At 36.7% G+C, this 14265-nt stretch carries 7 protein-coding genes; 3 read left to right on the plus strand and 4 right to left on the minus strand.

Translation table 11 applies throughout. The features are described from left to right. The 4 genes from ESZ26_RS02300 to ESZ26_RS02315 form a co-directional block, all read right to left on the minus strand. Positions 1 to 346 (minus strand): transposase (locus ESZ26_RS02300; protein ID WP_211361196.1); only part of this gene is annotated, 346 nt, incomplete at its 3' end. 30 nt (positions 347 to 376) lie between these two features. Further along, positions 377 to 1246: a sensor domain-containing diguanylate cyclase gene (locus ESZ26_RS02305; protein ID WP_146798034.1), complete on the minus strand. Its 870-nt coding sequence runs from the start codon at positions 1244 to 1246 to the stop codon at positions 377 to 379. Between the two features lie 215 nt (positions 1247 to 1461). After that, positions 1462 to 1857, minus strand: a complete 396-nt coding sequence (locus ESZ26_RS02310; RefSeq protein WP_146798032.1) for a universal stress protein — start codon at positions 1855 to 1857, stop codon at positions 1462 to 1464. A gap of 355 nt (positions 1858 to 2212) precedes the next feature. Then, positions 2213 to 2569: a hypothetical protein gene (locus tag ESZ26_RS02315; RefSeq protein ID WP_146798030.1), complete on the minus strand. Its 357-nt coding sequence runs from the start codon at positions 2567 to 2569 to the stop codon at positions 2213 to 2215. Positions 2570 to 3168: 599 nt separating this feature from the next. Here ESZ26_RS02315 and ESZ26_RS02320 point away from each other — a divergent pair. The 3 genes from ESZ26_RS02320 to ESZ26_RS02330 all read left to right on the plus strand — a co-directional run bounded on the left by ESZ26_RS02320 (position 3169) and on the right by ESZ26_RS02330 (position 13713). Further along, entirely contained in the window at positions 3169 to 4014 is an 846-nt protein-coding gene (locus ESZ26_RS02320) for an AraC family transcriptional regulator (protein ID WP_146798028.1), read from the plus strand. A gap of 208 nt (positions 4015 to 4222) precedes the next feature. Next, positions 4223 to 4894, plus strand: a complete 672-nt coding sequence (locus ESZ26_RS02325) for a hypothetical protein (RefSeq protein WP_146798026.1) — start codon at positions 4223 to 4225, stop codon at positions 4892 to 4894. A gap of 35 nt (positions 4895 to 4929) precedes the next feature. Continuing rightward, complete coding sequence (locus ESZ26_RS02330) at positions 4930 to 13713, plus strand: right-handed parallel beta-helix repeat-containing protein (protein ID WP_146910709.1); 8784 nt, start codon at positions 4930 to 4932, stop codon at positions 13711 to 13713. Positions 13714 to 14265 lie beyond the last annotated feature (552 nt).

Genomic DNA, 14265 nt, shown 5'->3' on the forward strand with positions numbered 1-14265 from the left:
TCATGCCTTTGGCATACAGGTACAGGATTTTATCGTCCATTGACGTAAATCGTGTTTGGTTCTTTTTGACTAATTTCGGTTCAAAGCTTCCTTCTCTATCGCGTGGGGTTTCAAGTTCAACTTGACCGTCTTCGGTGCGAATAGATTTCGAGGAGTAGCCATTTCGGCTATTGTTCGTGGTGGATTTCTCATGGAGTGCATAACCAAGATGCTCTTCAAGCTCAGCGTTTAACGCGGCTTCAACGGTTATCTTGGTTAATATTCTACGAAAGTCTGTTAAGTCTTGCTCGGACTTAATACCTTTGGCTGCTTGCTTAGCAAATACTTCTAGTTCTTTCTTATTCATAGTCTGCCTATCCTAAACCCTATATGGGTATTAATGATAGGCAGTTACACAGATTTTGTTACAGGGTCCTTTATCGGCTGCCGCGATTAAGGTATCTGTGGTAATACCCTCGTCAGGATAAACGGAAACACCAATACTACAACCCACGGTTAACTTTTCATTATTAATAATAAAGGGTCTACTGATAGCATTCATAATACTCTCAACCAAAGTAGATACGTTAGACTTATCAATCGTATTCTCAAGTAAAACAACAAATTCGTCACCTCCAATTCTTGCTACCGTATCTGAATTACGAATTGACTGCTTAAGACGTAAGGATACTTCTATCAGAACTTGATCGCCAAACGCATGACCCTTGGTATCATTAATTATTTTAAACTTATCTAAATCAATAAAAAGTAGGGCAAAATTTCTCATGTCACGTTCTGATTGTTCGATTAGGTGATCAATTCGATCAAACACTAGGTATCGATTTGGAATTTTTGTTAGTTGATCATAATGCGCTAGGTGTTCAAGACGTTTGGTCTCGTTTATTCTATCTGATATATCTCGATTAACACCTAATGCACCTACGAGTTGATTATTAGCATCAAAAAGTGGCACACACATAGATTCAATCCAGCCAATACTGCCATCTTTATGGAGCATCCTAACTTCACCGGTCCATTTTCCGTACTTCTCTACAGCGCTTATCACTTCTGAAGTAATATGCTCAGTGTCTTCAGGAAGGTGTAGGATATTGACAGGTTTACCGATGACCTCTTCTTTGGAATAGCCATATAAATTTTCAGAGCCTTTATTCCAGTCAGTAATAATGCCTTGTAGGTCAGTGATCACCAAGGAATCAAAGAGGTAATCGAATGCTTTATTAATTTGTTTAAATGTATCTAGATCCATAATTTTTATAATTGCCGTCTTTATATACAATTTCCTAAAAATAATAATATATTACGAATGAGCTTTAGTCATGTGAGTTTGATTAAATTTCATTCACTTTTTAAATACCCAAATGAGTGAAATCCTCATTATGCTAATACTAACTAATGGCACTTTAGCGGCATTAATTATTTATTTGAAAGAGAGCATTTAGTTTTCTTATCAAAAAAAGCACTTTAAATTTTAATGAGTGAAACATCACATTTAGCATAATTGGCAACACCATTTGCTGTTGAGCCAATCAAAGCATGAATACCTTTTTTAGAATGGGTACCAAGTATAATTAGGTCTGCCTTTTTTCTTTCTGCAAATATGCAAATTTGCTCGTATGGTTTTCCAAACATCACCTTGACATCTTTCTTTGATATACCTAATGACGAGGCTTTTGATTCAATTGAAGGTAATGCACTTTCTTTTAATTCTTTTTGATAGTCTTTAGGAAGCAATGTATATGGGATGATATGAGTAACAAACAATTTAGCATTGTATATTTGAGATAACTCATGGGCTTTTGAAAGCACTCCTAGTCCTTCTTCACTAGCTTCTATTGCGCAAATAATAGTTTTATACATATACAGCTCCATTAATGTTTTTGGTTAATAAAATAATAATTTATTTTATATCACATTGATTAAAATGTAATATTTTGGCACATATTACAGCTTGTTATCTTGATCATATCGGTTATATTTTGTTAAAAACACATAATAAAGTATTGCATGAATGTCTATAACACCGACAAAATGATCATTAGTATTGCTAAGTTTGGTCAACGTATGAGTGTTTCTTAACCTGATAAGTAAACCTCTGTTTAAATCAATATTCAGTAGTTCTGAAACAGATATATTTGCTTAGCCTGATGTTGAAATTTATGTCTATTCAAAGCTATAACAAAGGTCGCTAGTATAACTAGCGACCATTTTAAGCTTAATGCTGCTGAGGATAGGCGATAACCCAATCAGCTGGCTCATCACCTTGTTTATCAAATTTATATTTAACTGAGGCAAACCCACAGACTTTTACGAGCCCGTTAAAGTCAAAAGGCTGCTTTACACCTGCTTTTGATTCCATGAATGCAGCATCGCTTGGTATTATAACTTTTGCATGTTCGGCTGAGATCACAAATGCAGCTTCAGCCAATATTAGATCGTTATTATGACGCTTTATAATCTGAGCATTTCCTAAGCTATTTCCATCTAAATCTTTGAACTCGAACTCTTCTGGATGATTAATCTCAACAACATCACCGCCATCAAGTTGATATGCAATTAACATGTTTACCATAGTTTATTTATCCCTATTTGATTTGTTTTTATTTCTTAGAGGGCTTTGAACGTTCATAGCCTAGTAAGCAAGTCCAAACTTATATTACATTAAAAATAACAAATTATTATTGATATGAACGTACTTAAAACCAGATTTTGCTAATAATTTAGTGTTAGCCATCATAATTGAAGAAGCTGAAGGATTTTTTAGAGTAACAAAATAGGGAGTGTTAAAGAGTAAATAATCTACTTAGCTTTGTAGATACAAAATTTGCAAAGCTAAGTGCACTTTTATAAACAACTAAACCGCTTAGTCATTCGTTTCATCAACTCTTTGTGAGTATCGTTGATAGATTTATTAGAAACCTAAAGTGAGAGGTAGTAAACGATCATGGGTCTATAAAAATCAAAAAGATTAGTTTACAGAGCCTACTTGTTGAAAATAGCACAAATGGTGCAGTATATTGCACAGGTAGGTCAAAGTGCCTTTTAGTTGTTACCTGTAGGTAACCTGTTGTTAACAAGGGTAAAAAAAACCATAAACATGGCAAATATTACTAACAGGTTTATATATTTAATGTTATAAACATTTTTCAATATATATATGGATATATAATAATGTATAAATTAGCTCAAATCGATGACCATAAGTCGGTAATAAATTTATTAGATAAAGAAGCATCAAAATCTATAACATCAGTACTCCAGTCAAGTCTTTCTCAAAAACAAATAAATGCCTTACTTGATAACGCTCCCATATGTATCAAAGTATTAGACCTTGATTGTAACTTAAAATATATGAGCCCAGCGGGTGTTAAATTACTCAATATTGATGATATAACTAGCTTTTATGGGCAACCGTATCCTTTCAGTTTTTATCCGCAATCATTTCGTGAAAATATGACTAAGAGTTTAAATAAAGCACAAAAAACGAATGAAATCGTTGAACAAGAAGCTAATGTAGTTGATTTCAAGGGAAATGAATTACGTTTTCACTCAATTATTATTCCTGTCGAATGTGAAAGTGACCAAAATGAAAGCATATTAGTCATATCTATTGAATCACCTTTAAGCAACGAGGCGGATGTAAAGTTATCAAAACTTAAAAACCTCCAAGAAAACATAGGTGAGCAATCCATAAAAGAGCAGGCTAATCAAAAAATTAATATAAGTTTTATGACTAAAGTTGAAAATATTGTTCTCGCTAACATGAATGATAATAACTTTGATGTAAACGCCTTAGCTGAAAAGTTATTTATGAGCCGTTCAACATTACAACGAAGATTAAAAAAAGAAACAGGACTAAGTGCCGCAATATTTATTCGCCAAAAGAGGTTGTTCAAGGCGGATGAGTTTATCCAATCTAAGGTTCATAAAACATTAGCAGAAACTGCATATGCAGTTGGTTTTAAGCACCTTGGATACTTTTCAACACTTTATAAAAAGTATAAGCTCACGACATAAAACTCCTGTAATCCTTATAGTGTTTAACATTAACATTAACATTAACATTATCATTATCATTAGCATAAAAGAGGCAATTATATGCACAAATTGGTCAACATGAATTTTTAGCTATTAAATACTCCCAACCTATTGTTAGTATCGCTTACTGGTACTAAAGATACTTCTAAAATCATAACTGGATTTTGTAGTAGTAAATGGAATTTGAATGAATAAAGAATACTTTAATAGTAAGTTGTTGTTTTTGATTATGCTTGGAGTTATTGTTTTAAGCTTTTTGTTGATAACAACTGAAGAAGATAAAAATGTAGATACTCAAGTTAATCAGTCTGCATTACCCATAACTAATAAGTTAACTCAACCAACCCCAAATCCCCAAAATTTTGCAGACCGTATTATTAAAAATACCGGGAAGATATTGTCTATTCAAACGGGTGGCGGTTACTCTTTCATAAACGTGGAATTGCCTTCAAGAAAAACATTAACTTTAGCTGCTGCTAATCTACCAAACAAGCTTTTGGTTGGTAATGTTATTAATTGGGAAAATCCTCGTTTAAGCAAAAATTACTATAGTCATGCGCTTAAGAAAAATTTTGAGCAACTATATATGGCGACTATTAAAGATGAATCAATTAAAACTGGCGTGATTACCGCTATTAAGTCAGTTGATAAAAATACCTTTCTAAGCGTTCAGCAAGAACAATGTCTTCAAGAACTGATTGTTAAAAGTGAACGTATTTCAGGTGAGTTATTTATTGGCAATAAGATTGAATGGCAACAAGAAATCATATTAGAAAAGAAAAATAGCCAACCTCCAAATACGCATACCCCTCCCAGATCACCAGTGATGGTCGATTGGATAAAAAAGTCAGAAAAATAAATTAATAAGCAAACTTCAATAAATGGAATAATAATATGAAGAACGCATACTATAAAAAAACTTTAGCACTAACTTTTTCTCTAATATCACTGGCTGTGACAGCAAGTACTACAGGGCAACTCTCTTTAACAGACTCATCAGGTATTACTGTACCGACTTACCAAGATGGTGAAAGTGCCTACATACAAGTTGTCGATAGCGACGGAAATGTAGACCCTGCGGTAGCTGAAACCTTAACGGTTAAAATTACCTCAGAAACAGAAGATACGGGTACGCCTTTTAGTGCGACCACACCAGTTGCACCAACAAGTAATGTTGGCGATGGCACGTTGACTGTTTTAAAAACCTCTTACGATACCAAAACCGAAGATTGGACAATCTTATCTTTGGGTCAAGATATGGCGATGGGCACCTCATACTTTAGAGTTACAGGTAGTGTCTCAGGACTACAAAACCAAAACTACTTCATGACAGACATGATGACAGGAGAGTCTGTTAGTTATACCAGTGACAATAATGAAGTAAGTTTTAAAATAGAAAATAACAGTGTTGCTTTTTCTGTAGGCGATACCATTACCTTTTCAACCAGCGCGGGCACCATTGTTGGCGAAAGCGTTACGCTAACGGAAACGGACGTTGATACCGGAATCTTCATTAGCAGCATTACACTTAATGAATCAGAAATACCGAATACTGCCGATGGCATTTTAGATGTTCAATCGGGCGATTTAATTACCGTATTTTATGAAGATGTCAGTGGTGATTGGGGCGATGCAGAGCAAGTACGTAGCACTGCACTTTATGCCGCGACGGTGATTAAAGGCTCTACCTTATTAGCAAATACCGTTTGGACAGAAGAGAATAGTCCTTATCTTGTCACGGGTGATGTTACGGTTTCAGCTAATACCACGTTAACTATTATGCCAGGCGTTAAGGTGTTATTCCTAGCAAACACCGATGACACAGTAGGAGGGCAAGCCCCTTATGACAGTGAACTGATTATTAAGGGCAGCTTAAATGTTGCTGGAAGTGAGTCTAAAGGTGTCACACTAACCAGTAGTAATCGAGAGCCTGCAACAGGTGACTGGGGTGGTATTCGTATAGAGCAAGGAAGTGCAAGTTTTTCTTATAGTACGATTGAGTATAGTGCGTATGGTATTGATATTTATAATAGTAACTCTAAGTCCATTACGGTAACCAATAGTATAATTCGTAATAATGGTTACGGAATTAAAGATGAATCCTCCTACAATGCTCAAATCACACTAACGAGTAATATCTTTCAAGATAACAATAGTTATGCTGTGTATGGCTCAAGCAGTTATGCAAATTGGTCTCTAAATGAAAATATCCTCGATAAAAATGGACAGTCGATATATATATCCCAAGCGTATGATGTATCACTGGTTAATAATAAAGTCAGCAATAATTCAGGGTCGGTGAATATTTATCATGTACGCAGTAACTTTATTTTTACTGGTAATGTGGTTACGGACAATTCAGGCCATGGTTTAGAGTTTCAGAGTGGCTATTCGTCAGGGGACAGTATGACCGATAGTATTATTATCGAAGATAACATCATCGATAATAATGACTCTTATGGGATCTATTTTAATAGCATAGGTAATGCTAACCCCGCTATTAACCGTAATAAAGTGCGTAATAACTCAGGTTATGGGATTTATATTTACACATCTGAAAATAATACCCAACCTTCCATTCATAATAATGAAATAACGGGTAACAGTAATATAGGTTTGTACGTTTCAGGTAAAGCTATCCCTTCAATTATTGGAAATACTATTGATAATAATGGCTCAGGTATTTATGTAAATTACGACGATGTTAATGGTAATGGTGACTTTGATTTAACTGATAATATTATTACTAACAACCAAGGTTACGGTATTAATGTTAATGGTTATGCCAAGCCGCTAATCAACAACAATGATATTGTTGGTAATACGGGATATGCATTAGAAAACCATACTAGCTTTGCACTTGTTGCGAAGAATAACTGGTGGGGTGTTGATGACAGCGCTGAAATTAATGCAGGCACAAACCCGAAAGCCTTAAGTTTTATTTATGATGGCAACACTAGTAGTGGTGCAGGAAAGGTTAACTATGCGGGCTGGTTGAATAATAGTAATTCTGGTGGTGGAACCCCAGTTTCAGACACCATGACAGGACAACTCAGCTTAACGGATTCATCGGATGTTGTTGTACCGACTTATCAAAATGGTGAAAGTGCCTACATACAAGTTGTCGATAGCGACGGAAATGTAGACCCTGCGGTAGCTGAAACCTTAACGGTTAAAATTACCTCAGAAACAGAAGATACGGGTACGCCTTTTAGTGCGACCACACCAGTTGCACCAACAAGTAATGTTGGCGATGGCACGTTGACTGTTTTAAAAACCTCTTACGATACCAAAACCGAAGATTGGACAATCTTATCTTTGGGTCAAGATATGGCGATGGGCACCTCATACTTTAGAGTTACAGGTAGTGTCTCAGGACTACAAAACCAAAACTACTTCATGACAGACATGATGACAGGAGAGTCTGTTAGTTATACCAGTGACAATAATGAAGTAAGTTTTAAAATAGAAAATAACAGTGTTGCTTTTTCTGTAGGCGATACCATTACCTTTTCAACCAGCGCGGGCACCATTGTTGGCGAAAGCGTTACGCTAACGGAAACGGACGTTGATACCGGAATCTTCATTAGCAGCATTACACTTAATGAATCAGAAATACCGAATACTGCCGATGGCATTTTAGATGTTCAATCGGGCGATTTAATTACCGTATTTTATGAAGATGTCAGTGGTGATTGGGGCGATGCAGAGCAAGTACGTAGCACTGCACTTTATGCCGCGACGGTGATTAAAGGCTCTACCTTATTAGCAAATACCGTTTGGACAGAAGAGAATAGTCCTTATCTTGTCACGGGTGATGTTACGGTTTCAGCTAATACCACGTTAACTATTATGCCAGGCGTTAAGGTGTTATTCCTAGCAAACACCGATGACACAGTAGGAGGGCAAGCCCCTTATGACAGTGAACTGATTATTAAGGGCAGCTTAAATGTTGCTGGAACTGAGTCTAAAGGTGTCACACTAACCAGTAGTAATCGAGAGCCTGCAACAGGTGACTGGGGTGGTATTCGTATAGAGCAAGGAAGTGCAAGTTTTTCTTATAGTACGATTGAGTATAGTGCGTATGGTATTGATATTTATAATAGTAACTCTAAGTCCATTACGGTAACCAATAGTATAATTCGTAATAATGGTTACGGAATTAAAGATGAATCCTCCTACAATGCTCAAATCACACTAACGAGTAATATCTTTCAAGATAACAATAGTTATGCTGTGTATGGCTCAAGCAGTTATGCAAATTGGTCTCTAAATGAAAATATCCTCGATAAAAATGGACAGTCGATATATATATCCCAAGCGTATGATGTATCACTGGTTAATAATAAAGTCAGCAATAATTCAGGGTCGGTGAATATTTATCATGTACGCAGTAACTTTATTTTTACTGGTAATGTGGTTACGGACAATTCAGGCCATGGTTTAGAGTTTCAGAGTGGCTATTCGTCAGGGGACAGTATGACCGATAGTATTATTATCGAAGATAACATCATCGATAATAATGACTCTTATGGGATCTATTTTAATAGCATAGGTAATGCTAACCCCGCTATTAACCGTAATAAAGTGCGTAATAACTCAGGTTATGGGATTTATATTTACACATCTGAAAATAATACCCAACCTTCCATTCATAATAATGAAATAACGGGTAACAGTAATATAGGTTTGTACGTTTCAGGTAAAGCTATCCCTTCAATTATTGGAAATACTATTGATAATAATGGCTCAGGTATTTATGTAAATTACGACGATGTTAATGGTAATGGTGACTTTGATTTAACTGATAATATTATTACTAACAACCAAGGTTACGGTATTAATGTTAATGGTTATGCCAAGCCGCTAATCAACAACAATGATATTGTTGGTAATACGGGATATGCATTAGAAAACCATACTAGCTTTGCACTTGTTGCGAAGAATAACTGGTGGGGTGTTGATGACAGCGCTGAAATTAATGCAGGCACAAACCCGAAAGCCTTAAGTTTTATTTATGATGGCAACACTAGTAGTGGTGCAGGAAAGGTTAATTATGCGGGCTGGTTGAGCTTCTCAATTCAAGATCAAACACCACCAGTAACTACCTTATCAAGCACGAGTATACTTTCACCTTTATCTTTTGAAATCACGTTGTCGTGTAATGATGATATTGGTGGTGTTAGCTCTGGCTGTAGTCAAACGTATTACACTAATGATGGTAGCGAACCAACAACTAACTCTACGATGTATGAAAGCTCCATAACGCTTAGTGAAACTAGTGTTATTAAGTTTTTCTCTGTTGATATAGCAGGTCATCAAGAAGCCATAACTTCTAAGCGCTTTTATATTGGCGATACAGACTCTAAAGAAGCTATGCGAATTGGTGAGTTTTCTATTAGCAGCCAGGAAGCAACTAAAGATTTTTCTACCGTAATTCCAGACCCTGTTATTTTATTAGGGGCACCTACTTTTAAGGACAGCGGCGCTGGTGTAGCGAAAATAACGAGTATTACTGAAAATAGTGTTACGGCTTTATTTTCTGAGTGGGAAAGCCAAGATGGTGTTCATGCTGAAGAAAGTGTTCCTTACGCTGCGCTTACAAAAGGCAAATACTTACTAGATAACGGTGATGAGTTTGAAGTGGGTAATATTAAGCTTTCTTCTATTCAACAGTGGCAAAATGTTTCATTTGAAAACCCATTTTCTGCTACTCCTCAGGTGTTCTTAACAAGTCAAAGTAATTCAAATGATAAAGTATTTAACTTACTTTCTTACGATATTACCAACACTGGTTTTTCAGCAAAATTAGTTGAACAAGAAAACAATACTGTAAGTGACTATAGTGAAGTAATTGGTTACTTGGCCTATTACAAAAACGAATTAAACCCCATAGAGCAGAGTGTTCCGCTTGTAACATCCTCAACTCTTGAAGTAAATTCTGATTGGACATCAATTGATACCTTTGCCATTAGCTTGCAGGAAGATACTTCATTTGATGAAGAATTAGTTCATACCAGCGAACTTATTTCAATTGTTAATATCAATGGAACTTTCTTATTCCAACAAGTAGGTGAATTAGAGTCGGATACTAGCTCACTTCGTCGATCAAATTTAGATACAGACTTAGATGGTTTTGTTGATGTACTAGATACCGACGATGACAACGATACTGTTATAGACGCAGACGATGCTTTCCCATTAGATGCAGCTGAATCTGTAGATACTGATTTAGATGGTATTGGTAACAATGCCGATACCGATGATGATAATGATGGTGTTGTAGACGGCACAGATGCCTTTCCGTTGGATGCAACGGAATCCCTTGATACTGATGGTGATGGTATAGGTAATAATACCGATACCGATGATGATGGTGATGGCACTAATGATGATGAAGACGCATTACCACTAGATCCTGGTGAGAAATTAGATACGGACGGTGATGGTGTAGGCAATAATACTGATGATGATGATGATGGTGATGGTGTTCTCGACGGTGAAGATGCTTTTCCATTAAATGCTAACGAATTTGCCGATTTTGATTCTGATGGCTTCGGTGATAATAGTGATACTGATGATGACAATGATAATGTCGCAGATACCCTTGATGCATTCCCTTTCGATGCAACAGAGTCGGTAGACACAGATTCAGATGGTACAGGTAATAATGCTGATACTGATGATGATAACGATAGTGTCTTAGATGATTCAGATGCCTTCCCGTTAGATGCAACTGAGTCTGTCGATACAGATTTGGATGGTATTGGCAACAATGCTGATACAGATGATGATAACGATAGTGTTTTAGATACTAACGATGGGTTCCCACTAGATGCCAGTGAGTCTGTCGATACTGATTTGGATGGTACAGGTAATAATGCTGATACTGATGATGATAACGATGGTGTTGCTGATTCCGCGGATGCTTTCCCACTAGATGCTACGGAAACTATAGATACTGATTTAGATGGTATTGGCAACAGTGCTGATACAGATGATGATGGTGATGGTTTTATCGATACTGATGAAGTTGCTGCTGAAACTGATCCATTAAATAATGAAAGCATACCAACTGATAATGATGGTGATTTCATCTCTGACTTCACAGATACCGATGATGATAATGATGGTGTCTTAGATGTTGATGATGCTTTCCCATTAGACGGCACGGAATCAGTAGATACAGATTTAGATGGTATTGGTAACAACGCAGATATTGATGATGATAATGATGGAATTATTGACGAAGATGATAGTGCTCCTTTAGATGACTCTCTTGGCGACAATGAACCACCTGTTTTTATTGAACTTTCTGATGTTACTTTTGAAGCTACAGGTACTACGACTGATGTAGAATTAGTTGTGCCAGAAGTCACTGATAATAACCTTAATGCGCCAACTGTTGTGTCTGACTATAGCGATGCACTGTCATTGGGTACGCATGAGGTAACATGGACAGCAACAGATTTTGCTGGAAACGTCACTACAGCTATACAATTAGTGATAATTGTTGATACAACCGTTGCGATGTTTGATGAGCTTCAAATACAAACTCTGACTGCAATAGGTATTCTTAGCGATGTTTCAGACGCGATAAACAATGTTCAGGCTTATGACTTAGTTGATGGAAACATTAATGCAGTTGTTATTGGTGATACGCTTTATCCTTCGGGTGCTCATCTTGTGCCAGTATCGGCAACCGATAGCTCAGGTAATATTGCTGAAACAGAGGTAGACGTGCACATTAACCCACTTGTAGAATTAAGCCAAAGCAGAAAAGTTGAGCCAGGCGCTACGGTTGTATTACCTGTAACGCTTTCAGGTAATGCTGCGGTTTACCCTGTTGGAGTAACTTATACGCTGATGAAGTCTGGTTCAATCGTTAAAACGAACGAACTTTCAATTGCTGAAAATATTTCAGGTGTTATTACCATTGAAATACCCAATGACGCACTTAATGGTGATGTTTACGCTGTTGCCATAACATCAGCTAACAACGCAGCATTAGGTTTTGTAACGTCTATTCAATTAACGGTAGATCAAACCAACTTTACACCCACACTAATATTAGTGACTCAACAAAATGATAAAAAAATCAGTGTTGTTGATGGTCAAAGTGGCATTGTCACTGTGAAGGCCTTTGTTCATGATATTAATGTAAATGATATACACGATATTACTTGGAGTTCATTGAACAATACTCTGGTTGATTTAAATACTGATAGTTTAATATCTACTTTTGAGTTCTCTCCTGATGGCTTAACGTCAGACACTTATCAATTAACCGTGAATGTAAGTGAAAGTAACACTAGTGAGCTATATAGTATTTCTGTTGATAAAAATATTGTTGTCGATGCTTCACTTCCACCATTGGATATAAATACGGATAGTGATAACGATGGAATTTCAGATGCTGACGAAGGCTATAGTGATAGTGATAATGATGGTATATCTGATTACTTAGATATTGACGATAATCCAAGTCGTTTACCGATTGATGACTCAACAGCAGCAATGCAAACTGTGAGTGGCTTAAGTTTAAGCCTTGGTGATATAGTTACAACGTCAGGTGGCGCAACAGCAGCTAATGCAACAGTTAATGTTAACAATATTTCTAACGATGAGCATTTTACTACGTTATCGACTATCACTAACTTTAATGTTTCAGGTTTGACTGAGGCTGGTCAATCTGTGCCTATTGTCATTCCTCTAGCAAACGGCAAAACAATACCTGAAGGTAGTATCTATAGAAAGTATAGCAACAGTAAAGGTTGGTTTGATTTTGTGGTTGATAGTAATAATGGTGTTTATTCGGCTTTAACTGATGAAGACGGTAACTGTCCTTACCCATTATCAACCCAGTATCAACAAGGTCTAACTGCTGGCAACAACTGTATTCAACTACTCATTAAAGATGGTGGAGAAAATGATGCAGACGGTCTTGCAAATGGTATGATTAAAGACCCTGGAGCGCTAACGTCACAATTCACCAACCAAGCACCTGTTATTGTTGTTAATACTGATGAAACAGTAAATGAAGGCAGTGTTGTTACCTTGGATGCATCAGCGACTACCGATGCAGAAAATGACGTATTAACCTATCTATGGGTACAGTTAACGGGTCCAACGGTTGAGCTCTCAGGGCAAGATACGGGGATATTAAGCTTTACAGCGCCACAGGTTAGTAACGATGAGTTTTTAACTTTTGAGCTCACTGTCAATGATGGTCAAGACAGCTCTGCAACCGAAGTTAACGTATTAGTTCTTCAAGTGAATGTTGCACCAACGGTTTCAATTGATAGTCATGCTTCATCTTATGATGAAGGTACTACTATCTCGTTAACCGCAACAGGTGCTGATGAAGATAACGACGCGCTAAGTTATCAATGGGAGCAAACCACAGGCCCTGCAGTAACGCTATCTGGAGCTTCAAATATAACAGTTACTTTTACGGCACCAGCCGTTTCAAGTGATCAGAGTTTCGAGTTCAAGGTAACGGTGTCAGATGGTGTTGATGCTATATCTAAAACGACGACGGTGACTGTTAATAATGTAGCTACTGTGACTCCTTTAGTAACGCCGCCAAAAGAAAGTGGTGGAGGCTCTATGGGCTGGATACTTATCGTAATGAGTTTTGGATTATTTAGAAGACAGTTGATAAAAAGAGCCGCTTAAATTTAAATATCAGACAGCTTAATAAGGAGATACGTAAAATATGCGTATCTCCTTTTTTTATGTGAATATTAGGATAAATACACATGAAAAATTATCTTCAGTGATGAAAATCACTTTATTAAAGTATGATTTTAGATATGGCATACCACCTAAGGGATTTGAAGTAGTAGGTTCAAGTAAAGCTAGCGAAGGATTTACATCGTAAACAGCCAACTGTCTCAGTTTTTAGTGTTGTGCAATTGTAGTTTCTTCAAAATAACAGGCATAAGCGTTAAAGATTTAAATTTCGTATAAACGAATAGACCCGAATACATAAGGTCGGTGGGTTTGAGGTATATGATTTTTTAGAAAATCACTGCTCATTATAAAGTGGCTAAACAAAAAAGCCCCTGCTAATGCAAAGGGGCTCACTCGAACTTACTGTTTAGTGTCTTAAAATCGTAGGCTAAGAAGTAACGAACTTGAGACAGCCACAACTTCACCTTCGCCACCAGAATTTGCTATAAAATCGGTATAATCATCAGCAGCTCTTATCCCAACCATAAGTTCAAG

It is taken from the genome of Colwellia hornerae (assembly GCF_007954355.1).
Classification (GTDB): Bacteria; Pseudomonadota; Gammaproteobacteria; order Enterobacterales; family Alteromonadaceae; genus Colwellia_A; species Colwellia_A hornerae.

Bases quoted from the DNA above. Each gene is read 5' to 3' on its own strand.
- ESZ26_RS02305 (WP_146798034.1), bottom strand. From the start codon at position 1,246: ATGGATCTAGATACATTTAAACAAATTAATAAAGCATTCGATTACCTC.
- ESZ26_RS02310 (WP_146798032.1), bottom strand. From the start codon at position 1,857: ATGTATAAAACTATTATTTGCGCAATAGAAGCTAGTGAAGAAGGACTA.
- ESZ26_RS02315 (WP_146798030.1), bottom strand. From the start codon at position 2,569: ATGGTAAACATGTTAATTGCATATCAACTTGATGGCGGTGATGTTGTT.
- ESZ26_RS02320 (WP_146798028.1), top strand. From the start codon at position 3,169: ATGTATAAATTAGCTCAAATCGATGACCATAAGTCGGTAATAAATTTA.
- ESZ26_RS02325 (WP_146798026.1), top strand. From the start codon at position 4,223: ATGAATAAAGAATACTTTAATAGTAAGTTGTTGTTTTTGATTATGCTT.
- ESZ26_RS02330 (WP_146910709.1), top strand. From the start codon at position 4,930: ATGAAGAACGCATACTATAAAAAAACTTTAGCACTAACTTTTTCTCTA.